This window comes from uncultured Erythrobacter sp. (assembly GCF_947502395.1).
Classification (GTDB): domain Bacteria; phylum Pseudomonadota; class Alphaproteobacteria; order Sphingomonadales; family Sphingomonadaceae; genus Erythrobacter.
In genome coordinates this window covers 227,477-249,857 of the sequence record NZ_CANMZM010000001.1, presented here as the reverse complement: position 1 = coordinate 249,857, position 22,381 = coordinate 227,477, and the positions used below count along the sequence as shown (strand labels likewise).

Annotated in this window: 19 protein-coding genes and 1 tRNA gene; 12 read left to right on the top strand and 8 right to left on the bottom strand. The window is 55.9% G+C overall.

The window, feature by feature from the left end; all coding sequences use genetic code 11:
• Positions 1 to 23: 23 nt before the first annotated feature.
• Positions 24 to 1,028 (top strand): nitronate monooxygenase family protein, encoded by a 1,005-nt coding sequence (locus Q0778_RS01090; RefSeq protein WP_298333402.1) that lies wholly within the window; start codon positions 24 to 26, stop codon positions 1,026 to 1,028.
• A gap of 12 nt (positions 1,029 to 1,040) precedes the next feature.
• Here Q0778_RS01090 and Q0778_RS01085 read toward each other — a convergent pair whose 3' ends face one another.
• From Q0778_RS01085 to Q0778_RS01075, 3 genes are all read right to left on the bottom strand, one after another.
• Positions 1,041 to 1,616, bottom strand: coding sequence for an AHH domain-containing protein (locus Q0778_RS01085; RefSeq protein ID WP_298333400.1), 576 nt, complete (start codon positions 1,614 to 1,616; stop codon positions 1,041 to 1,043).
• A gap of 30 nt (positions 1,617 to 1,646) precedes the next feature.
• Positions 1,647 to 2,390: a hypothetical protein gene (locus Q0778_RS01080; RefSeq protein ID WP_298303140.1), complete on the bottom strand. Its 744-nt coding sequence runs from the start codon at positions 2,388 to 2,390 to the stop codon at positions 1,647 to 1,649.
• A gap of 225 nt (positions 2,391 to 2,615) precedes the next feature.
• Positions 2,616 to 3,098, bottom strand: a complete 483-nt coding sequence (locus tag Q0778_RS01075) for a flavodoxin family protein (RefSeq protein WP_298333398.1) — start codon at positions 3,096 to 3,098, stop codon at positions 2,616 to 2,618.
• A gap of 81 nt (positions 3,099 to 3,179) precedes the next feature.
• Here Q0778_RS01075 and recJ point away from each other — a divergent pair, with 81 nt between their 5' ends.
• From recJ to phoB, 10 genes are all read left to right on the top strand, one after another.
• The gene (gene recJ, locus Q0778_RS01070; protein ID WP_298333397.1) at positions 3,180 to 4,967 is read left to right on the top strand and encodes a single-stranded-DNA-specific exonuclease RecJ; all 1,788 of its coding nucleotides are present in this window, start codon (positions 3,180 to 3,182) and stop codon (positions 4,965 to 4,967) included.
• Positions 4,968 to 5,072: 105 nt separating this feature from the next.
• Positions 5,073 to 5,147: transfer RNA gene (locus tag Q0778_RS01065), tRNA-Glu, on the top strand.
• 105 nt (positions 5,148 to 5,252) lie between these two features.
• Positions 5,253 to 6,470: an ATP-binding protein gene (locus Q0778_RS01060; protein WP_298333394.1), complete on the top strand. Its 1,218-nt coding sequence runs from the start codon at positions 5,253 to 5,255 to the stop codon at positions 6,468 to 6,470.
• A 168-nt stretch (positions 6,471 to 6,638) separates the two neighbouring features.
• On the top strand, positions 6,639 to 8,033 hold the full coding sequence (locus Q0778_RS01055) for a porin (RefSeq protein WP_298333392.1): 1,395 nt from the start codon (positions 6,639 to 6,641) through the stop codon (positions 8,031 to 8,033).
• 118 nt (positions 8,034 to 8,151) lie between these two features.
• Entirely contained in the window at positions 8,152 to 9,198 is a 1,047-nt protein-coding gene (locus tag Q0778_RS01050) for a substrate-binding domain-containing protein (RefSeq protein WP_298333390.1), read from the top strand.
• A gap of 25 nt (positions 9,199 to 9,223) precedes the next feature.
• Positions 9,224 to 10,600: a phosphate ABC transporter permease subunit PstC gene (gene pstC / locus Q0778_RS01045; protein WP_298334835.1), complete on the top strand. Its 1,377-nt coding sequence runs from the start codon at positions 9,224 to 9,226 to the stop codon at positions 10,598 to 10,600.
• The gene (gene pstA, locus Q0778_RS01040; protein WP_298333388.1) at positions 10,593 to 11,885 is read left to right on the top strand and encodes a phosphate ABC transporter permease PstA; all 1,293 of its coding nucleotides are present in this window, start codon (positions 10,593 to 10,595) and stop codon (positions 11,883 to 11,885) included. The genes pstC and pstA overlap by 8 nt, the downstream gene beginning before the upstream one ends.
• 38 nt (positions 11,886 to 11,923) lie before the next feature.
• Complete coding sequence (gene pstB / locus Q0778_RS01035; RefSeq protein WP_298303402.1) at positions 11,924 to 12,670, top strand: phosphate ABC transporter ATP-binding protein PstB; 747 nt, start codon at positions 11,924 to 11,926, stop codon at positions 12,668 to 12,670.
• Positions 12,670 to 13,338: a phosphate signaling complex protein PhoU gene (gene phoU, locus Q0778_RS01030; protein ID WP_298303126.1), complete on the top strand. Its 669-nt coding sequence runs from the start codon at positions 12,670 to 12,672 to the stop codon at positions 13,336 to 13,338. The genes pstB and phoU overlap by 1 nt, the downstream gene beginning before the upstream one ends.
• A 42-nt stretch (positions 13,339 to 13,380) precedes the next feature.
• Positions 13,381 to 14,070, top strand: coding sequence for a phosphate regulon transcriptional regulator PhoB (gene phoB, locus Q0778_RS01025; RefSeq protein ID WP_298303124.1), 690 nt, complete (start codon positions 13,381 to 13,383; stop codon positions 14,068 to 14,070).
• On the opposite strand, the gene Q0778_RS01020 is transcribed toward phoB, so the two are convergent.
• The 4 genes from Q0778_RS01020 to Q0778_RS01005 are packed head-to-tail and all read right to left on the bottom strand — an operon-like array spanning position 14,067 to position 21,169.
• On the bottom strand, positions 14,067 to 14,810 hold the full coding sequence (locus tag Q0778_RS01020; protein ID WP_298333386.1) for an extensin family protein: 744 nt from the start codon (positions 14,808 to 14,810) through the stop codon (positions 14,067 to 14,069). The genes phoB and Q0778_RS01020 overlap by 4 nt on opposite strands.
• A gap of 8 nt (positions 14,811 to 14,818) precedes the next feature.
• Positions 14,819 to 18,487 (bottom strand): error-prone DNA polymerase, encoded by a 3,669-nt coding sequence (locus Q0778_RS01015; RefSeq protein WP_298333384.1) that lies wholly within the window; start codon positions 18,485 to 18,487, stop codon positions 14,819 to 14,821.
• A 1-nt stretch (position 18,488) separates the two neighbouring features.
• Positions 18,489 to 19,931, bottom strand: a complete 1,443-nt coding sequence (locus tag Q0778_RS01010; RefSeq protein ID WP_298333382.1) for a UdgX family uracil-DNA binding protein — start codon at positions 19,929 to 19,931, stop codon at positions 18,489 to 18,491.
• Entirely contained in the window at positions 19,931 to 21,169 is a 1,239-nt protein-coding gene (locus Q0778_RS01005; RefSeq protein ID WP_298333380.1) for a putative DNA modification/repair radical SAM protein, read from the bottom strand. The genes Q0778_RS01010 and Q0778_RS01005 overlap by 1 nt, the downstream gene beginning before the upstream one ends.
• A 202-nt stretch (positions 21,170 to 21,371) precedes the next feature.
• On the opposite strand from Q0778_RS01005, the gene Q0778_RS01000 reads away from it, so the two are divergent.
• Positions 21,372 to 21,932, top strand: coding sequence for a phosphoribosyl-AMP cyclohydrolase (locus Q0778_RS01000; RefSeq protein ID WP_298303114.1), 561 nt, complete (start codon positions 21,372 to 21,374; stop codon positions 21,930 to 21,932).
• A gap of 76 nt (positions 21,933 to 22,008) precedes the next feature.
• Here Q0778_RS01000 and Q0778_RS00995 read toward each other — a convergent pair whose 3' ends face one another.
• A complete protein-coding gene (locus tag Q0778_RS00995; RefSeq protein WP_298333378.1) occupies positions 22,009 to 22,344 on the bottom strand; it encodes a PilZ domain-containing protein in 336 nt (111 codons plus the stop codon).
• Positions 22,345 to 22,381 lie beyond the last annotated feature (37 nt).

Below are 22,381 nucleotides of genomic sequence, written 5' to 3'. Positions count from 1 at the left end.
ACAGTCACTAGGAGAGAAGCTGCATGTCCCTGCCCGCCCCGTTTGATCGCCTTCGCTTGCCCCTGATCGGATCGCCGCTCTTCATCGTCTCCGGCCCAGAACTGGTGATTGCGCAGTGCAAAGCGGGGATTATCGGCAGCTTCCCTGCGTTGAACGCGCGCCCGCAAAGTCTGCTTGATGAGTGGCTCCACCAAATTACCGAAGAACTAGCCAAGCACAATCGTGAGAACCCTGACAAGCCGGCCGCCCCGTTTGCGGTTAATCAAATCGTCCACAAGTCGAACGATCGCGTGATGGCCGACATGGCAACCTGTGAGAAGTGGCAAGTTCCGATGGTGATTACATCACTGGGCGCACGGACCGAAATCTTCGACGCTGTGCGCAATTGGGGCGGCATCACTATGCACGACGTGATTAACAACCGCTTTGCCAATAAGGCGATCGAGAAAGGCGCAGATGGCCTTATTCCCGTGGCTGCCGGTGCCGGTGGCCACGCAGGCGTGCAATCGCCCTTTGCTCTCGTACGCGAAATTCGCGAGTGGTTCGATGGGCTGATCGCGCTGTCAGGTTCGATTGGTCACGGTGCCTCTATCCTTGCGGCCCAAGCGGTGGGCGCGGACTTCGGCTATGTCGGCAGTGCCTTCATTGCAACAGATGAAGCCAATGCCGATCAGGGATACAAGCAGGGCATCGTCGATGGTTCGGCTGAAGGCATTGTCTATTCTAATCTCTTTACCGGAGTACACGGCAACTATTTGCGCTCTTCGATCGAGAATGCCGGAATGGACCCGGACAGCCTCCCCGAAAGCGACCCTTCAAAAATGAATTTTGGCTCTGGTGGGAACACCAAAGCAAAAGCTTGGAAAGATATCTGGGGCTCCGGCCAGGGGATCGGCGCAGTCAAATCGGTCGGCTCCGTGGAAAGTATGGTTGCGCGGTTTGAGCGCGAGTATCACGAGGCGAGAGCACGCATGCTTGATATCTCTGACTACACTGCATGGACCGCGCTTGCGGAAGCGGCGGAATAAGCCGCTTAGCGATCAGGTTGAGGACCAGAATTGCTCGGCCATTGCGTCCAAAGTGTCGAAATTGAAGCCCGTTCCTAGCGGGTCATTCCGGTTCAGCACGAAGCCCTTTCGCTCATTCAGCAAACGGATGCGCAGCGCTCTTTGCAGCAGGCGCATCCGATCCAGTGCTTCATTGCACGCGCTCTCTGGGTCCTTTCTAGTCACCGATTCCCAATGGCTTTCGATTGATCCAACCCGCTCGATCACAAGCTCATTATAGATGGGGTGAGGCCCGCGATGGAGAGGGAGACCCGTTCGCATCGAAGCTTGTTCGGTCGCTGGAAGAAGCAAACCGTTGAACCTGAAATCGTCAAAGCCCACGCGCACCCGGCCAATGCTCTCAAACATCCGACCGAAGTACCGCTTGCGCAGGAGTTGTTTGGGAAGAAGATGGTGACGTTGAAGCCCGGGATCGTAGTTAGGCGATCCACAACGATTAATAGAATGAAAAGAGAGAGTGCTCCGGGTAGCCCGACTGGGCCGCGTACCCTGCACTGTCGCCTGCAATTGTGCACCAACTGTTCTGCGCGCCGTTGCCGGCGCTATCATCCCAGACAACTGATCCCTCGTCGTGGGCGGTCACTCTCGCCATACTCTTACAAGTTTTCCATTGCGGGAGGGGCGCATCACGAGCGTGGTGCCATCAGGCGCAACCACCCGCTCGCCCTTCTCTAAACCACCAACCAATACCAATTGGTTTATGAGGCGCACACCAAGACGAGTTGCAGATACCTTTTCAGCCGAAAGCGGCGGTTCGAGCCGCACCTCCTGATTGATCCAGAAGTCCAGCCCCTCGCTTTCCAAGGCTCCATCAGCGGTCTCCCGAAACGCCGTGAGGCCGAGAGCGGGAAACGGCCCACCGTCCAACCATGCGGTAATTACGGATTCAAAAAACTGGTGGCCGATCACGCTCATCGCAGGCGGCCAAATCACCCCGGCCAATTCATCGAAATGATCGACTAGATCACGCGCAAGGCCGAACAAACACATGGAGACAGGCAAGAGACGTTCCCCACCCGAAAGATGATGGCCAGGTGCCAGATGCAAGACTTCATATTCACACGGCTCTGGAAGATGATCGATATCAAACCTGTGCTTAACTAGGGGAAATTCTGCGCCTTCCCCTGGTGCTAGGCCGGACAAATCGAAGGTCAGCCCATCGCGCACAAGTTCCATAGCATGTCTGTCATCGCGGGCCCCTGCCAGAGTTTCCCCACGATGCTCCACGCTCTCACCATCGGTTGCGATAAGGTGAATGGATGCGTCTCCTGCCGGATCATGGCTGATTGCGACGTTTGGATAACAAGCAGCAAATTCCCTCATCGCACGACGGTCTGGCCGGTGCTCGCGAGAGAATAGCAGATATAAGCCCGTAGGCCCGGAAAGGCTCTGTTCAGTGATAGCAAGTCCCCCCTAGGTCAGTTCTGGCGGGTAACATGACAATGGACATCAGCATCGCTTAGAAACTGAAAAAAGGCAAATAAGCCATCATCCTGCACCGACTTCTGCACTCCATTACACCCCATCTCTCCGTATTGCGACAATGAATCAGAACACTCCTAAGGCAATTCCTTCAGAAATCGACCGCCCTAACTCATGGCACGCTTTCAGGGTATCTGGCTTCAATTCCTTTGGATTCCAAATCTCCTCAGCAGTCTGCGCCGAAAAGTTGACAATCATTGGTTCAGCTACGCGCTTAAGGCGCCAACCAGTGGCGATACGATCGATCTGCCTCTGGGCCCCCTCCCCATCGGAACCTGCGGCTATGATCGAAGCATATGCGCGTCCCTCCAGCTTCCCAAGAACTGTATAGTAGTTGATATCAAACATCTCTTTCATTTCGCCGCTCATTGCGGCGAGATTCTCGGGGCACACAAACAGATACGCAGATGCGCTAAGCAACTCGTCCGGCGTAACATCGCGTGATCGCATCAAACGCGCATTCTCGTGAGATGCAGCAGCCTGCGCCATTTGCTGACTTGCGCCGGTTCGGCTGTGCCAAATTACAAGAAGTGTCCGATCTTCGCCCATATCAGCGACAAGCCCAACAGACTGTCGATTGTCAATGCTTGGTACCTGTTGTCGGACCGTGTCATCAGTTAACTGAAGTCCATGGCTAGTCGAACGCTCTCAAATGTCCTCGGTGTCTCCCAATCTTTGGCTGGGCGCGGTTGGCTCTGGCGGGGCGGGACGATGGACTGCGGCGACGAGACCTTTGGGCTGAGCGACAGTATTCTTGAGCAATTGCTAATGTCGCGCGGGGTTGCGCGCGAGGACATCGCCAAACACACATCGCCCACCATGCGCGAATTCCTTCCCAATCCGTCCGAGTTTCGGGACATGGAGAAAGCCGCTGAGCGTATTGCCAGCGCCATAACCTCGGGAGAACAGATCACCGTATATGGCGACTATGATGTCGACGGCGCGACCAGTGCGGCCTTGCTGATCGACTTGTTGGGCGCTTTGGGAGTCGAGGCAGGTTACTACATTCCTGATCGCTTGCTCGAAGGTTATGGGCCTAGTGGAGAGGCACTGGTTCGCTTGGCAGAGCAAGGCTCAAACCTCATCGTGACAGTCGATTGCGGAGCTATGGCGCATGAGGCTTTGACGATGGCGAGAGAGGCTGGCGTTGATGTGATCGTTGTAGACCATCACAAATGCGCGAGCGAGCTTCCCCCAACCGCTGCTCTTGTTAATCCCAATCGTCTCGATGAAAGCGATCTCGCCGCCTCACATGGCCACTTGGCGGCGGTAGGTGTGGCGTTTCTTTTGGCGATTGCCCTTGTGCGGACACTACGTGCCAAAGGATATTTCGAGAGCCGCAAAGAGCCTGATTTAATGAGCCTGCTTGATCTGGTTGCACTAGGAACAGTTGCCGATGTCGCAGCGCTTCATGGCCTCAATCGTGCGTTTGTCGCCCAAGGGCTCAAAGTTCTCGCTCGGCGAGACAGGATTGGCATGGCCGCATTGCTTGATGCTAGCCGTTTGAAACGGGCACCGATTGCTTCCGATCTGGGATTCGCCCTGGGTCCGCGGATCAACGCTGGAGGACGCATCGGAGAATCGACACTTGGAGTGCGCCTGCTCACAACAAGCGATGCAGAAGAAGCAAGAGAAATCGCTGAACAGCTCTCTGCGCTTAACGAAGAACGGCGAGCCATCGAAGCAGAAGTGCAAGAAGCTGCTGAGGCACAGCTGGTTGGTCAGGACAATATGGCTGTCCAAGTGCTTGCAGCATCCGGGTGGCATCCGGGGGTCATCGGCATTGTCGCTGGGCGCATCAAGGAGAAAACGGGTAAGCCTTCCATCGTCATCGCGCTCGATGGCGACGAAGGGCAAGGCAAAGGATCAGGCCGATCAATCAGCGGAGTCGACCTAGGCGCTGCCATCATTGCCGCGCGCGAAGAAGGGTTGTTGGTTGCTGGTGGAGGACACGCCATGGCTGCCGGGCTCACCATCGATCAAGCCAACCTTCCTGCTTTCAGTGAATTCCTCGACACCCGCTTGGCCAAGGATGTTGGACGCGCGCGTGCTGGGCAGTCAATGCATATCGATCTTTCACTCACACCTGGCGGTCTCACACCAGATCTGGTGAACACACTGGAAGCAGCAGGGCCCTATGGCGTGGGCTGGCCTGCTCCACGTGTGGCTGTAGGTCCGGTGCGGATCGTGAAGGCTGACATTGTGGGCAAGGACCACCTGCGTGTCATCGCTGCTGGCGCGGACGGCAAAAGTTTCAAGGCGATCGCTTTTCGGGCCGCTGAGACTGAGATGGCGCAAACTCTCCTTCATCGAAGTGCGGCACGCAGGTTCCATCTGGCTGGTCGCGTTAAGATTGACGATTGGGGTCCGCGCCCTGCGGCCGAACTGCATCTTGAAGACGCGGCATTTGCCGATTGAACGGCGGCTTCGAATAGGCGTACCAAAATTTTTTCCAAACTTCGCATCACAGGGCTTGACCAAGACTCGCAGCGCCCCTAGATGCGCGCTCTCGCAAACGAGCGTGGCCCCTTCGTCTAGCGGTTAGGACGCGGCCCTTTCACGGCTGAAACACGGGTTCGATTCCCGTAGGGGTCACCAACTTCTTTTGCTCTTGGCAATTGGTTTGCAGGCTGGGGCGAAAGAGCTCCCTCTCAACTGAAAATCACATTTGACCTGAGCTGCGTGCGCGGTAGAGCGCTGCATATGGATGAGCCTCGCACATTCCCAAAGACCGGCGTCTGGCTTGCCCTTTTGACTTGCGGTGTGATGGTCTTGCTTGGGATGGACCTCATCCTCAGTTTTTCCGTGTTTGTCGTCTGGATGTGCTCACTGTTTCTAGTCACAAGCAGACCGCCCGAGTCCCGCTCATCGAAAACTAAGACTTCGCTTAGCCTGACATCGATGCGCGAGCTTGTTGAGAACTCCTCAACGCCGATCCTGGTTACAGAACGAAACACGATTGCTATCGCCAATCGTACCGCTCGAAAACTCTTGGGCACGCATATTGTAGGACAGGATGCGCGCCTAGTTTTCCGCCAACCTGCTGCAATTGCTCTTCTTGATAAGGAGCCCGGTGGACAAGCAACGGTACGCGGCCTTGTGCGGCGGCAGGACATTTGGAGAATCAATCGCCAGTCGATCGACGATGAGCTGGCCGTGCTCGAGTTGATTAGTCAAAGCGCTGAAGCCGATATTAGCCGAGCGCACACTGACTTTGTTGCCAATGCCAGCCACGAGCTTCGGACCCCCCTCGCCTCGATTCTTGGCTATGTCGAGACGCTAGCTGAAAGCGGCGCGGACTTCGATGAGCCCACTTCGCAGAGATTCTTGAACACAATTCAGCGCGAAGCTAAACGGATGCAAAACCTGATCGGCGACCTGATGAGCCTTTCCCGTGTAGAAGCGGAAAAACATGATCTGCCGGAAAACACCTTGGACTTGGCTCCCATTATTGAGCAGGCAGCACTTGAGGCAGCGGGACCCGAGCAGGCTGACAGGCTGGATTTCCAGATGATCGAGCAACCAGTCATCCAGGGGGATCAGCAACAAATCGAACAGGTTATTCGCAATCTGGTCGAGAACTCGCTCAAATATGGTGCTCCGGAAAGTGTTGTCAGGGTACGCTTGGATCATTCGCGTCTGGGCGAGGCGCGCATTACTGTTAGCGACAAAGGCGACGGTATCGCGCCAGAGCATGTGCCACATCTCACACGCCGGTTTTATCGGACCGATCCTGGCCGCAGTCGCGCATCAGGAGGCACTGGCCTAGGTCTTGCCATCGTCAAACATGTGGTTGAACGTCATCGTGGACGTCTCGATATCGAAAGCCAGGAAGGCGTCGGAACACGGGTGATTATCCGCTTGCCGATTGACGTTTCTGATGACGAAGGCATTCAAGCGGTGGCTGTGACAAAAGCCTGAATACATTCATGTTTTTCCTTTGGCTTGTTGAGCTTCACATCAGCCAAGGCAAAGTTATCCCCCAATGTCATTTTTCTGAAACAGTTTAGTCATTTCAGCGTCACATCACCATCATATCTGCACCTCGACTCGGCCGGTATTCCTGCCGAAAGAAGGGGAAGGAAAGATATGAAAGCCCACAAAAAGATCGCGATGGTTGCCGCGATACTGAGTTGTTCTGTATCGAGTCAGGCAATTGCCCAAGATTCTCAATCAAATGCAGACGAGATTGAAACGCTGCGTGCAGAGCTCCTTCGGTTGTCACAGCGCATCCAAGAGCTCGAAAGCAATATCGCACAAAACGCTCAGGATGCGCAGATTGCCCAGAATGCGGCAGCTGAAGCCGGCAGAGTTGCACAATCAGCATCGAAAAGTGCTGAGGAGGCAACACTCGCTGCAAACTCGCTCCCCGAAGTTAACTTCAAAGCAGCACCAGAGATCAAAGACGGCAGTGGCTTCACGTTTAAACCGCGCGGCCGGGCCAACATAGACGCAGGTTATGTCAGCGCCCCTAACTCGACAGGTGCAGACAGTGGCTTTGATGCCGAGGCACGTCGCATTCGCCTTGGCGCGTCCGGTAGCATCCCCGGAGGCTTCGGATACAAAATTGAAGCTGATTTTGCTGAAGACGAGGTCAAGCTTACCGACGCAATCGTCACCTACAAGCATGACGGATTGACGATCACTGCTGGTCAACACAACACATTCCAAGGTTTGGAAGAACTCTCGAGTAGCCTCCACACCTCTTTCATCGAGCGCTCTGCATGGACCGATGCGTTTGGTTTTGAACGCCGCGTCGGTCTTTCTGCCCAATACAAAACCGGGGACGTCCTTGTTCAAACCGGTGTCTTTAGCGACAACAGCTCGGACCTTCCCAATGGCAACACCAGCTTTGATACGCGTTTTGTATATGCTCCAAAAGCAGGTTCAACCCAGCTGCACTTTGGCGGATCAGTGCACTACAATGATCTGGGGGAAGGCAGCGAGTTACGTTATCGCCAGCGTCCCTTGGTGCACTTTACTGACAATCGGTTCCTCAATACGGGCCGTTTCTCCGCAACAAGTGAAGTTGGTATAGGCTTAGAGGCGGCAGCAATTGCTGGTCCGTTCCACGTCGCGCTTGAGGGCTTCAATCAAAGGGTCAACCGCCCTGGCGATTTGGCCAATCCAGATTTCCTAGGCGCATCGGCCGAGGTTGGCTATTTCCTTACCAGTGGAGATAAGCGCGGCTATAAGAGCGGAAAGTTTGACCGGGTTAAACCAGCCAATCCTGTTGGTGAAGGTGGCATTGGTGCCGTTCAGCTGAACCTGCGTTATGATTATCTAGATTTGAACTCACAGGGCATCATCGGCGGTGTACAAGACTCGGCGCAGGCCTCGCTAATCTGGACGTTTACCGACTACACTCGAGTTCTTCTCAATTACGGCTTGTTGTCCTATGACGATGCAGCCTTCCCAACTGCAACGGGTGACACATCCTACAACGTCCACGTGTTTGGGGCCCGTGCACAAATCGACTTCTAACGAAAGATATGCCGACCACACATCAGCGGGCTTGTCTCCTGATTTGTGGCCGAAATGTCTCCAAGTTGAAACATCCATCCTTTTTTGGACCACTCACTACTCAGGAGGAGTGATTAATATGAAACTCATCAAATCTGCCGTATTGCTTGCCGCATCAAGCCTCGCACTTGGCGCTTGCGCAGACGAACTTGGCACCGTCGAAAGAAGCGAAACCATCCGCTCAGTCGGCTCATCCACCGTCTTTCCTTTCGCTAAAGCGGTTTCAGAATCGCTTGCGCGTTCCAACCCTGAACTGCCTGCGGTTGTCATCGAATCAACCGGCACCGGGGGCGGAATGAAACTGTTTTGTTCGGGCGCAAATCTTGACAGCCCTTCAGTCACCAACGCGTCGCGTCGCATGAAAGCATCGGAATTTGCCGATTGTCAGGAGAACGGCGTTGCTGATGTCATCGAGATGCAAGTGGGTCTCGACGGGATTGCCTTTGCGTCTGCACAAGGCGGCATTGAACTGAACCTGACCCCAAAGATCGTCTATGAAGCGCTTGCCGCTGCCCCTTATGGCGGCGAGCAAACAACCCAGACTTGGGCCGACGTTGACCCATCGCTACCCGCCCTCCCCATCCTTGTTTACGGCCCGCCTACCACCTCTGGCACGCGCGATGCTCTTAAGGAGCTGATCCTTGAAGTCGGCTGTGAGAGCAATCCTGAGATGGATAAACTCAAAGAGGAAGACGAAGACAAATACGACCAAGTTTGCACCGAAGTGCGCGCCGATGGTCTCTATGTCGATCAGGGCGAGCAGGATAACCTCATCGTTCAAAAGATCGAAGGCAATGAAAATGCAGTTGGCGTTTTCGGCTATTCATACCTCGAAGAAAACGCCGACAAAGTTCAGGGCCTTCCTATGAACGGCGTTGATCCAACGTATGAAAATATCTCGAGCTTTGCCTATCCTGGTGCCCGTCCGCTGTTTGTCTATGTCAAAAAAGCGCACGTCGGCGAAGTGAACGGCCTTGCTGAATATCTAACAGAGTGGACAAAAATGTGGGAACGCGGTGGCCCTCTGGCTGGCATTGGACTAGTGGCTTCGCCAGAAGACGTCATGGCTGCGAATCTCTCAGCCGCGACTGAGTACACGACCCTTGATGGGGCCGAGCTTAAGTAAGTCACTTTTGTGTTAGGATAGAACGCTGGCAGCTTCTCTTCTTTTGGTTTTGGGCTTGGCCCTTGCCGGGTGGCTGTCAGCACGCAGCCGCGCGTGGGCGCTCCGTGCGGATTCCGGCGGGCGGCTTGCCAGTCTTCCTAATTATCACGGTTGGTATGTGGGTCTTTGGATCTTCATACCGACCGTGCTTTTCGTGTTTGTCTGGAATGCGATCTCACCAGGGCTCGTACTTCAGTCCGTTCTCGGAAGCCCTGCCGCAGAGGGCCTGCCAGCGATTGAAAGCGCGCGACTTGATGCATTGAGAGAAGCACGTGACGTTGCGACAGGGGCTGCCTCTTCCACAACCAATCCTGACGCATTGCCGATGATAGCACCGTTTAGCGATGCCCTCTCGCAGTACCGTTGGATTGGCATTGTGCTTACGCTCATCATCGCGGGGGCAGCAGGGGCTTGGTCCTATCTTCGGGTGAAGCCCGAATTTGGAGCACGCACCCGGGTAGAGCGGGTGATCATGGCGGTTCTCATACTTGCCTCATTGGTCGCTGTCTTCAGCACGTTTGGGATTCTGGCGAGCCTGATTTTCGAGACCTTTCGCTTCTTCGAAATGGTGTCGCCAATCGATTTCCTATTCGGGACATTCTGGTCTCCCGATCCAATGGCGAACCCGGATAATCCGGACCCTACCCGTTACGGCGCAATCCCACTTTTTTGGGGCACGCTTTTGATTGGCGCGGTTATTGCGATGATCGTGGCCATACCGATTGGTATGATGAGCGCCATTTACCTTACGCAATATGCGCATCCTCGTTTTCGGGCCTGGGCAAAACCAGCGCTAGAGATCCTCGCCGGCGTACCAACTGTGGTCTATGGCTATTTTGCGGCCCTTACCGTTGCCCCGATGATCCGCGATCTTGCCATGTCGGTAGGCATCGCAAATGCCTCCTCGGAAAGCGCTCTTGCGGCGGGGATTGTCATGGGTGTGATGATCATTCCCTTTGTCTCTTCCATGGCAGATGACAGCATTGCCGCCGTCCCCCAGGCGATGCGAGATGGCAGTTTGGCTATGGGCGCGACGACCTCCGAGACTATTAAGTTAGTCCTTGTCCCGGCAGCCCTGCCCGGAATTGTTGGCGGCGTCATGCTCGCAATCAGCCGCGCGATTGGCGAGACGATGATTGTGGTTATGGCCGCATCTACCGCGGCCAATCTCTCTGCAAATCCCTTGGATTCGATGACAACTGTGACGGTGCAGATTGTCGCTATGCTTACCGGTGAAGGTAGTTTTGACCACCCAGCAACGCTCAGCGCCTTTGCCCTCGGATTCGTCTTGTTTCTGGTCACGCTGGGATTGAACTTCGTCGCTCTCAGCGTCGTCAAAAGGTATCGCGAAGCTTATGAGTGACGCCATCACCCCTCCCGCAGGCGAACCTCACGCTGGCCTAGAGCCAGTCAGCGCGCACAGCACAGCGCGCTTCGAAAAGCGCTTGAAGGCTCGCTATGCTCAGGAAAAACGCTTCAAGGCTTTGGGTCTTGCTGCGATCTCATTCTCGGTCGTGGTTCTGATCCTGCTGCTGAGCAATATGCTGTTCAACGGCCTTGGTGGTTTTCAACGGGCTGAGCTGTCGGTTGAAATCGACTTTGTCCAAAGCGGGCTTCAAGCTCCCGCCGAAGGAGCAACTGCGCCAGAAACTATGCGAAGCCTTGATGATCAAGGTTTACGGTCTGTCGTATTTGGCGCTGCCCAAGAGAGTCTTGGCGCCAAAGGCGCAGAGCAATTGAATGGTGAAGCTTGGCGTGAAGTCGCCAGGATGATCCATGCAAACCCCGCAATCCTGACCCGCAAGGAAATGCTCTCTCTCCCTACATCCGCGGACCTATCTGCGGGCTTTTCAGGCGAAGGCAGGGCTGAGATGCAGGCACTGGCGAATGACCTTGTGTCCAAAGGGGTTTTGGAAAGAAACCTCGACCTTGGCTTCCTTCAGCGCTCGGATGCCACCGACCCTCAGCTAGCGGGCATCTGGGGAGCGCTAAAAGGTTCTGTGCTCACAATGCTGGTAACCTTCGTGCTTGCCTTCCCCATTGGCATTATGGCCGCGCTTTACCTTGAAGAATACGCACCCAAGAATCGCTGGACCGATTTCCTAGAAGTCTCGATCAATAATCTTGCAGCCGTCCCATCGATAATCTTCGGCTTGCTTGGCTTGTTCTTCTTGATGACGACCTTTCCCACACTACGCTCGACTCCAATAATTGCGGGTATCACTCTTGCACTGATGACAATGCCTGTGATCGTTATTTCAGGTCGCAATGCCATCAAAGCCGTGCCTCCCTCGATACGTGACGGTGCTTTGGCCGTGGGTGCGTCACCTGTGCAGGTGGTGTTCCACCATGTACTGCCGCTCGCAATGCCGGGAATGCTGACAGGCACGATTATCGGCATGGCACGCGCTCTTGGCGAAACCGCTCCGCTGATCCTGATAGGTCTTCGCGCCTTTGTCGCGACGCCGCCTGAAGGCTTCACGTCCGCTGCCACGGTATTGCCGGTGCAAATCTTCCTGTGGTCCGATGAAATCGACCGCGGTTTTGTCGAACGCACAAGTGCCGCTATTATCGTACTTCTGATCGTTCTCCTCTTGATGAATGGCCTGGCCATCTATCTGCGCAACAAGTTTGAGAAATCCTGGTGACCAAAATCCATCCCAATCTTGAAGCCGTTGACCCAAAGATGAACGCCGAGAGCGTCTCAGTCTATTATGGTGATAAACAGGCGATCAAGGATGTCTCTATCGGCATTCCGGCGAAATATGTGACGGCCTTCATTGGTCCATCTGGCTGTGGTAAATCAACTTTCTTGCGCGCTCTCAATCGGATGAACGATACGATCCCGTCCGCACGGGTTGAAGGTCAGATTGAGCTTGATGGCGAGAATATCTATTCCAACAGCATGGATGTGGTGCAATTGCGCGCCCGTGTCGGGATGGTCTTCCAGAAGCCCAATCCCTTCCCTAAGTCTATCTACGACAACATAGCCTATGGCCCGCGCATTCACGGCATTTTTGAACAAAAGGGCGATCTTGACGGAATCGTTGAAAACTCACTGAAGCGCGCGGGCCTTTGGGAAGAGGTCAAAGATCGATTGAATGATCCGGGAACCGCATTGTCCGGTGGTCAACAACAGCGACTTTGCATCGCGCGCGCCATTGCGGTTGATCCTGAAGTTATTCTGATGGACGAGCCATGCTCTGCACTCGATCCCATCGCGACTGCCAAGATTGAAGAACTAATCGCGGAACTTTCCGGCCGTTACGCCATCGTGATCGTGACGCACTCAATGCAGCAAGCGGCGCGTGTATCGGATCGAACAGCGTTCTTCCACCTTGGTGAGATTGTTGAATACGGACGCACCTCCGATATCTTCACCAATCCGATTGAGCAGCGCACCAAAGACTACATCACTGGGCGGTACGGCTAATGACAGACCATACAGTTAAAGCGTTTGATGAGGACATCACCCGGCTTCGCGGCCTCATCGGTGAGATGGGCGGCTTGGCCGAAGTCGCTATCGAAGAGGCGTTGGCCTCGCTTGTCACCGGTGATACCAAGCGCGCAAAAAAGGTTGTCGAAGGCGACAAGAAACTTGATGAGCTGGAGATGCAGGTCGATAAGCTTGCGATCCGGGTGATCGCGCTGCGGGCTCCAATGGCCGATGACCTTCGGGAAGTGATCGCAGCTCTCAAGATCGCCGGCGTCGTGGAACGCATTGGCGATTATTCCAAGAACATCGCGAAGCGCGTTGGCAGCATTGAGGGTAAGGATCGTTTCGAACCACTTACCCTTTTGCCTGCCATGGGCGAAGTCGCAGCCGAAATGGTTCACGATGTGCTCACCGCCTATGCCGCGCGCGACCCGGATCTCGCTCGTGAGGTCATCGCGACTGACAATAAGGTTGATGCATTTTACAACAGCATTTTCCGCAATCTTGTCAGTTATATGGTCGAAAACCCTGCGACCATTTCCAGCGCTGCACAGCTTCTGTTTGTTGCTCGTAACCTTGAGCGTATCGGCGACCATGCCACCAATGTTGCTGAGATGGTCCATTTCGCAGCAACCGGCGCCTATCCTCCAGAGGATGATCGCTAACCGCTCGGTTTTTTGGGATCGAATATTGAGGAGGCCAAGCTCATGCTCGCTGTCAAATTGCTCCTAGTTGAAGACGATCCTGCCCTTTCCGAACTGCTCGAATATCGTTTTCAGAACGAAGGGTATGAAGTTCGCTCCACGAAGGATGGCGACGACGCTTTGATCCTTGCCCGCGAAGAAATTCCCGATCTCGTAATCCTTGATTGGATGATCGAGGGCACGAGCGGCATTGAAGTGTGTCGCCAGTTGCGCCGTAGCAAAGAAACGGCCCATGTGCCGATCATTATGCTCACCGCCCGAGAAACCGAAGACGACCGTGTACGCGGGCTTGAGATGGGAGCGGACGACTACCTCACCAAACCCTTTTCCCCGCGCGAGCTTCTGGCCCGCGTCGCGGCCGTTATGCGGCGTATTCGCCCAGCGCTGGCCGGAGAAACGATAGAAGTTGGTGATATCATGCTTGATCCGGTGGCGCATAAAATTGAGCGCCGTGGTCAAGCCTTGCAATTGGGCCCGACCGAGTACCGGCTCCTCAAGTTCTTCATGGAAAGTCCCGGCCGGGTATTCAGCCGTGGTCAGCTCTTGGATGGTGTCTGGGGAACAGGTAGTGATATCGAATTACGCACGGTTGATGTGCATATTCGCCGCCTGCGCAAGGCGATCGAAATCGAAGGCGTGAAGGATCCCATTCGCACGGTCCGGTCGGCGGGATACGCGTTGGAAGCGATCTAGCGGCAGTTTCCAACAAAGGTGCCGCCTTGATCGAAGTGGAAATGATCGACATGGGCCGCGTTATAATCGGGTGAAAGCACGACAGCGAAAACATCGCAGGCATCATCGCGAATTGTCCTTAGGAAACGCGCTTTTTCGGCATCGCCTTCCCAGTCGTCAATCAAGCTGATCCGTGTTCCATCGCTAAGCACTATTGCGCTTATATCAATCGCATTGCCGGTGGAGTGCTGGCTCCACGCTCTCGAACTGCCCCCTCGCATCCGCCGGCAATTGTAGACCCCCATATGTTCAAAGCGGACAACTTCTCTGTCGAAAATATCCTGTGCGGCAGGCTCCACGCTTTGTGTGCGCCATAGCTCAAGCGCCGCTGCGACCGGGCATGTGGTGACCGGAATGCTGGGTGAAAGCGGAAAGGCAGAGAGCTTGGTCCGATCAGAACGCGCACAGGGGCCTTCGCCTGTTGCTGGGAGAGCGCTGTAAGCAATCTCGCTGCGATCCAGCACTGCTCGGCAGGCGGGAATATCATCGCGCAAGGCGACAAGTTTTAGAGAGGTTGCAAGACCGATAGGCACGCGCAGATCGAGAGGGGCCCAGGGGTTGTGCTGAGGATGCCGTTCAAGCCAGTTCCATCCAGCAAGCCCTGCAACAGCCACAACCATGAGCGTTGCAAGGGTGAATGATGCGCGTTTTGCTGTCTTGCGCCCGCGCTTCTTTGGTTTTGGACGTGCCCGTCGTGCCATCGGAAGCCTTAATGAAAATCGCGCGATTTGGGGATGATCCGGTGGTTGCGCGGATGCCCTTTGGGGCTTGGTAGCTGATCGATCATGTCGCGCGGATGTACTGCTTGCTTTTGAGCCGGAGTTTTGCGCCCCTGGGAATGGGAATGCAACGGCGCATTAACATGATCGACACGCGCAACAGGCGAATTCAGCATGTCATCTGACAACGCGTAGAGGCGATCGGTTGCATCGGTCAGGTGGTGCGCGATGACATGGATCACCTCATCATCATATTCGACACGTCCCCTCACCTCCATCAGGCGCGCGCCCATTATCACCTTTCGCTGCTTGGCCATCAGGTCAGGCCAGATCACAAGGTTCACCACCCCGGTCTCATCCTCAAGCGTGATGAAGCAGACACCCTTGGCAGAGCCGGGGCGCTGACGGATCAGCACCACCCCTGCGACCTTCACAATGCTGCGGTATTTGCGGTGTCTGAGGTCACAGGCGCGCACAAAACCACGTTCAACAAGGTTCGGGCGAAGGAAGGATAGCGGATGGGCTTTGAGGCTGAGGCGCGTGGTCTGATAGTCATTCACCACCTCTTCTGAGAGTGGCATTGTAGGGAGCTTCGTGGGCGTGCTTTCCGCCCCTTCGTCACGCTCCTCAGCCACCCGGAAAAGCGGCAGGTCAGGCCCGGCAATAAGGCTCCTTGCATCCCACAAGGCTTGGCGGCGGGGAAGGTTCAGCGAAGTAAAGGCATCGGCGCTGGCAAGCCGCTCGATATGCGACGGTGACAAACCTGCCCGCTCGCGCAACTGAGCGACATCGCGGTAAGGGCCGTTCTCAGCGCGCCCTGCCACCAACTGTGCCGCCACATGTTCATGTAGGCCGTCCACCTGGCGTAGCCCCAAGCGAAGGGCAATATGTTTGTCTTGGCGGCCCTGATCGCGCCCTGCCCACCACGCTTCGCTAGGCAGCAAGCTGCCAAGCTCCGCCCCCCTCTCACATGCGGGAGGGACAGTGAGACTTGCGTCGGCGCTGGTCGCAGCGGGGTGGATCTGCACAGGTTCAAGCGTACAATCCCACTCCGACGCATTCACATCTGCAGGCAACACCTCCACCCCGTGCTCACGCGCATCACGGACAATCTGCGCTGGCGCGTAAAAGCCCATAGGCTGCGAGTTGAGAAGCGCGGCTGCAAACGCCGCAGGGAAATGGCATTTTAGCCAGCTTGAGACATAGACCAGATGGGCAAAACTTGCGGCGTGGCTCTCCGGAAAGCCGTATTCGCCAAATCCCTTGATCTGATTGAAGCAACGCTGTGCGAAATCCTCATCATATCCGCGCTCGACCATCTTGCCGACCATCAGGTCCTCGAGCTCATCAACCTTCCCGCGTGAACGAAAGGTCGCCATGGCTTTGCGTAGGCGGTTGGCCTCGAGCGAAGAGAATTTGGCAGCGTCGAGCGCAATCTTCATCGCCTGCTCTTGGAAAATCGGGACACCTAAAGTGCGTTCGAGAATGCTCGACAGTTCATCAGGTGGCCCATGCGCAGGCGACGGCTTGGGAATCACCACCTGCTCCGCACCGCGGCGACGCTTGAGATAAGGGTGCACCATATCGCCCTGGATCGGCCCAGGGCGCACAATCGCGACCTGGATTACTAGATCGTAAAACTCGCGCGGGCGAAGGCGCGGTAGCATGTTCATCTGCGCGCGGCTCTCGACCTGAAAAACACCCAAGGAATCTCCCTTGCGCAGCATCGCATAGGTCTCCGGGTCCTCTCGCGGGACCGTGGCAAGGGTCAGGGGTCGATCATGATGCGCCTCTAACAGGTCGAGACATTTCTTGATGCAAGTGAGCATCCCCAGCGCCAACACATCGACCTTGAGGATACCCAACGCCTCAATATCGTCCTTATCCCACTCAATGAAGGATCGCTCTGGCATGGCACCATTGCCAATCGGCACCGTCTCAGTCAGCGGACCGTCAGTGAGAATAAACCCGCCCACATGCTGCGAGAGGTGACGCGGCATACCAATCATCTGCTCAGTAAGGGCGAGCACACGCTTGAGATGCGGATCGCTGAGATCCATACCGATTTCTTCGACATGCGCCTCCCCGATCTCGCGTCCATGACCACCCCACACCGTGCGTGCGAGCGCGCTGGTGATGTCCTCGGACAGCCCCATCGCCTTACCCACTTCGCGGATTGCCATACGGGGGCGATAATGGATGACGGTCGCGGCCAGACCAGCACGCGCGCGGCCATACTTGGCGTAGATATACTGAATCACCTCCTCGCGCCGCTCATGCTCAAAATCGACGTCGATATCGGGCGGCTCTTTGCGCTCTTCGGAAATGAAACGGTCGAAGAGGAGCTGGTGCTTGGCCGGGTCCACACTAGTGATTTCAAGACAGTAGCAGACGGCAGAATTCGCCGCAGAGCCCCTGCCCTGACACAATATCGGCGGGTCCACTGAGCGTGCAAAATCGACGATATCCTTGATGGTCAGGAAATAGCGTGCGAGGTCGAGTTTCGCGATCAGGGCAAGTTCGCGCTCCAGCGTATCGTGGACGCTTTCCGGAACGCCATTGGGGTATCGTCGGAGCGCACCTGCCCATGTTTCAACCTCCAGATATTCCTGCGGAGCCATACCATCGGGATAGATTTCCTCCGGATACTCATAGGCGAGTTCATCAAGCGAGAAGTCACAATTGTCCGCCACTTCGCGCGCGGCATGCACGGCATGAGGCCAACGTTCAAACAGGCGGAGCATCTGTTCAGGCGATTTCAGGTGCCGCTCTGCATTAGCGTGGAGCAGGTGTCCGGCCTGCGCCACAGTCGTCTTATTCGCAATCGCCGTCATAACGTCCTGTAAAGGGCGACGCTGGGCTGCATGGTAATGCACATCATTGGTCGCAAGGAGAGTGAGGGTGTTGTCGCGGGCTAACCTGTCCAGCTGGTCGATGCGAGCCACATCATCACCGCAGTAGAGGTAGCTTGCTGCAAGGTAGCGAAGGTTTGGGAGTTGCTCGGTCAGGTGGGGAAGAAGCTTAGGAAGAGAAGCGGTCATGCTCACTTTATCGTCATCCCGGCCCCCGAGCCGGGATCCAGCTTGCTTCTCGCTGGCTTCAAGTGAGCTAGACCCCGGATCAAATCCGGGGTGACGGAAAGGGATGACATTGCTCTCAACCTCTATAGTGAATTCCGCGCTCAAATCATCGGGCGCAAGGAGGATCAATTGCACGCCACCGCTGTGTTCAGCGAGCATCTCCAGGCTGATCTCGCACACGCCTTTCTCCTGCCATTCCCCCTCAAGCGTCTGCATCCGCCCCTGACTGATCAGGCGTGAGAGACGACCATAGGCAACACGCGTTTTGGGATAGGCGAGGAAGGCGAGCCCTTCGACCGTCTCAATTCTTGTGCCGATAACGGGGCGCAATTTGAGGGTCTTTGCTTCTGTGTGAAGTCTCACAACACCTGCAAAACTGTTAGCGTCCGCGATCCCCAGCGCATCATATCCCAAAGCTCGCGCCGTCATCGCTAAGTCCACCGCATCGGACGCGCCACGAAGGAAGGAGAAACAGCTCACCACCCCCAGCTCCACAAAAGGCGCTTTGGGTGGCGGCCCGATCAGGTCAGGATCAAGCTCCAGCGTGCGTTTATCAGGGGTAAGCGGGGCCTCTGGCATATCACGCAAGCACCTCAGTACGCGCCTTCACCGCCGCCAGATCGCGCGCAAACAGCTCCTCTTGAGCCGCCCTCGCCTCGCCATCAAGACGCAGGAGATAGGATGGGTGCGCGGTGATCCAGAGCTCGCTTCCGTCGTCCAACGGCACCGGGCGCCCGCGCTCTTTCGCAAGGCTTACGGTGCGCCCCAACAGCGCCCTTGCAGCACTCGCGCCAAGGGCCAATACCACACGGGGGACGACCACTTTGCGTTCCGCCTCAAGCCAAAAGCGGCAAATATCGATTTCCTTGGCTTGAGGGGTCTGGTGGATACGCCGTTTCCCACGCGCCACAAATTTGAAGTGCTTGACCGCATTGGTGACGTAGGTCGCCCCCCGGTCAATCCCTACCCCAGCGAGATACTCATCCAGCAATTGCCCAGCAGGTCCCACAAAGGGTTTCCCCACCAAATCCTCCTGATCCCCCGGCTGTTCACCAACGATCATCAAGTAAGCACCCACAGCACCCTCGCCCATAACGGCCTGCGTCCTGCATTCGGCTATCGGACAATCTCGGCAAGCGATGATGCCAGCTTCGATTTCCTCCAAGCTTGAGGGCACCTCCCTCACCTTGCGCCCACCCGCGGCAACCATGCCCGCCTCTCTCGCCTGTGCCCCGGCGATCAGATCTGGGATAAGCTCCGCCTCAGGCATGTTTTTCCAATATTTCTTCGGCATTTCGGACAGCATCGCGCCTACCTTGAGGCGCGCCGGGTTGAAGATTGAGACGTAATAGGACTTCCAAAGTGCCTCCACCGGATCACCCGCTGGCGCATCTTCGCGCCGTGCTGGAGGGCTCTCGCGCATGGTCGTGCCGTCCCAATGGATGCAGCCTCTGGGCGTCAGGATCGACCAGTGCATATTGGCAAAGCGGCGCATGAAAAAACCTGCCTCGCGGCGCACGATGTGGTGGTCAGGCTCAAACCACGCGACGTAGTGCTCACCGCCCTCATCCTCGACTTCACGAAAGCGTACGAAGGCGTGCATTTTGTGGGCATCACGGCGAACCTCTTTGTCGAGTTCTTCGATGCGGCGCACGTCTGTATCGGCGCTGTCTTGCATCATCCCGGGCCGCGATTGGAGCCGCCATAGCGTGCGGTAAAGTAGGCTAAAACGCTCTGGATCAGAGTGAACCGAAACATTGCGGGCAAGGCGCATAAACCGCTTGGACGCGCGCACTTCAGGTGCACCGGTATCGGGCACAGGCAGGCGCTTCTCACCCCGAGATGGCCCTTCGTAAGCAAACAGATCACCGGTCCCCCCCGGCTCCGCCCAGCTCACCCGATCTGGGGGCACATCGCATTGGATCAATTGGCGTGCACGCTCGCGCCAGAAGGCAAAGTCATCGGGCCTGGGTAAGTGAACGACGTAGTGTGCGCCTAGGGAGACGTGTTGGAGCGCTGTCATCAAAACAGCTCCAACTGTTCTGACTTGGGCGCAAGCATGCTGCGCAAATCCGCCCGGTCGGTAAGCCGCGTGGGCCGCCAATCAGCCGCAACCAAAAAGGGACGCACTTTGGCGATGGACTGCGTAAGCCTGCCCACATCCTCAAGCCGCAAGCGCCGATATCGCCGCGCTTTCAAAATCCGCCCCACCGCCGTCGTTCCCAGCCCCGGCACGCGCAAGAGCTGCTCCTTGGAAGCCCGATTCACATCGACCGGAAACTGCCCCCGGAACTTCAGCGCCCAAGCAAGCTTGGGATCAATATCAAGCGGGAGATTTCCATCATCTTCCGTCGCATCGGCCACATCATTGGCGGCAAACCCATAAAACCGGATCAGCCAATCAGATTGATACAAGCGATGTTCGCGCATCAATGGCGGGCGTTTCAAAGGCAACACCGCGCTCGCATCAGGGATCGGCGAAAAGGCGCTGTAATAGACGCGGCGCAAGCCAAACTGGTTGTAGAGGCCGCTCGCCCGGCCAACGATCGCTGCATCATTGGCGTCATCTGCGCCCACAATCATCTGCGTCGATTGACCCGCGGGGGCAAAACGCGGCGCGTGACGGAAACGCTTCCTTTCATCCTTCGCCTGGATGATACGCGATTTGGTCTTAGCCAGCGCGCCCTCAATCTCCACCTCATCCTTGTCAGGCGCAAGCTTCGTCAGCCCGGCTCTGGTCGGTAATTCCACATTGATCGACACGCGATCAGCATACATCCCCGCCTGCTCGATCAGCTCAGGGTCCGCCTCGGGAATGGTCTTCAAGTGAATGTAGCCGCGAAAATCATACTCTTCACGAAGGATCCGCGCTGTTTCCATCAGCTGCTCCATCGTATGATTGGAGTTTTTGATAATGCCTGAGGACAGGAACAGCCCTTCGATATAATTGCGCTTGTAGAAGTTGATCGTGAGGTCAGCGACCTCTTGCGGCGTGAACTTCGCACGCGGCGTGTTCGAGCTCTTCCGGTTGATACAATAATGGCAGTCGAAGATGCAGTGATTGGTCAGCAATATCTTCAACAGCGAGATGCACCGGCCATCAGGCGCGTAGGCATGACAAATGCCCATCCCTTCGGTTGAGCCTACACCTTTCCCGCCCAGCGAGTTCTTCTTCGCCGTGCCAGAAGACGCGCAAGACGCATCATATTTCGCCGCATCAGCGAGGATTTCCAATCTCTGGCGCAAGGATTTTTGAGACATATGTTCTATATATGTTCTTTTTGGCAATTCAACAAATGCAAATTGTGCAATCCGCCGGAAACACAAGATAGGACACAGGCGACACCTCAATCTTACATAGGCCACCCGGCCTACACCTGCCGGGGAATTTCGTGCCCCTCCCCGTTCCCGTATCAACCTAACGGTTCATCATTTGGGGCCATCATGCCCTTGGGAGTAAAATATGAAGAAACTTGCATATCTTGGCGTTGTTAGCGTCGGTTCATTGGCTCTGGCCGCATGCGGCAATGCAGAAGCGGCATCGGATGACATCACAAATCCGATTAGCGCAGAAGAAGTCGCTGCTGCTCAGCAAGCCTGGGGTGAAGGCATTGTCGCAATCGGCTCAACCTTTACAGAAGGAGGCGATTTTAGCGCACGCGCTTCCGAGCACATCGCGACGCACTATGCTTACGGCGCAGAAACGATTTTGTTCAAGCCAACACTGGCTGCAGAAGACCAATTCCGTGAAACAACCGAAGAAGCTCTCAGCTACTTCGTGGGCACAGAAGGCACCGAAGATGGTGGTTTCGCTATTGCGCCTTACACCAACGTGCGTTGGGAAAATAATGGTACCGTCATTTCAGATAGCGGTGACATGGCAGTAGCTATGGGCAACTATTTCTTCACCGGCACCGACGGCAACGAAACCAAGGTTGAGTACTCGTTCGCCTACGAAAAAGACGAGAGCGGCGACCTTAAGATCGTCCTGCACCACAGCTCAATGCCTTACAGTGCAAGCTGACTGGGCAAGCTAATCGGCAACTTTGTTGCTAACGGAAAAGGGTCGGACGTTCTTCCCGGCCCTTTTTTGTGCCTGCTTACATGCGGTGCATGGTTTGACGTTCGTGTTGAGTGGCTTCGTCCACGCTCGCACATAGGTAATCCAAGACAGCGACATGCATGCGGCTCTCGAAAGCAACGCCGGCGACTTTGCCTTCGATCCACACGACCTTGCCCAAGGGCGCGTTGATACCGTTCAGGCGCATAGTGACGCGATCACCCACACTGGCGAAGCCTGAGCTTGCGCGCAGCTTACAACCGCCTTCCGATATGTCGATCAGATCGGCATAAATGGCGCGCGATTGCACGCGTCCCTTGATCATAAGATGCAAGGGGCGGCGGTTGGACGTGCGAGAAGGATCCTCCTGAGCCATGCGTGTTTTATAGCAGAAGGTGGTAAACAAAGACTAA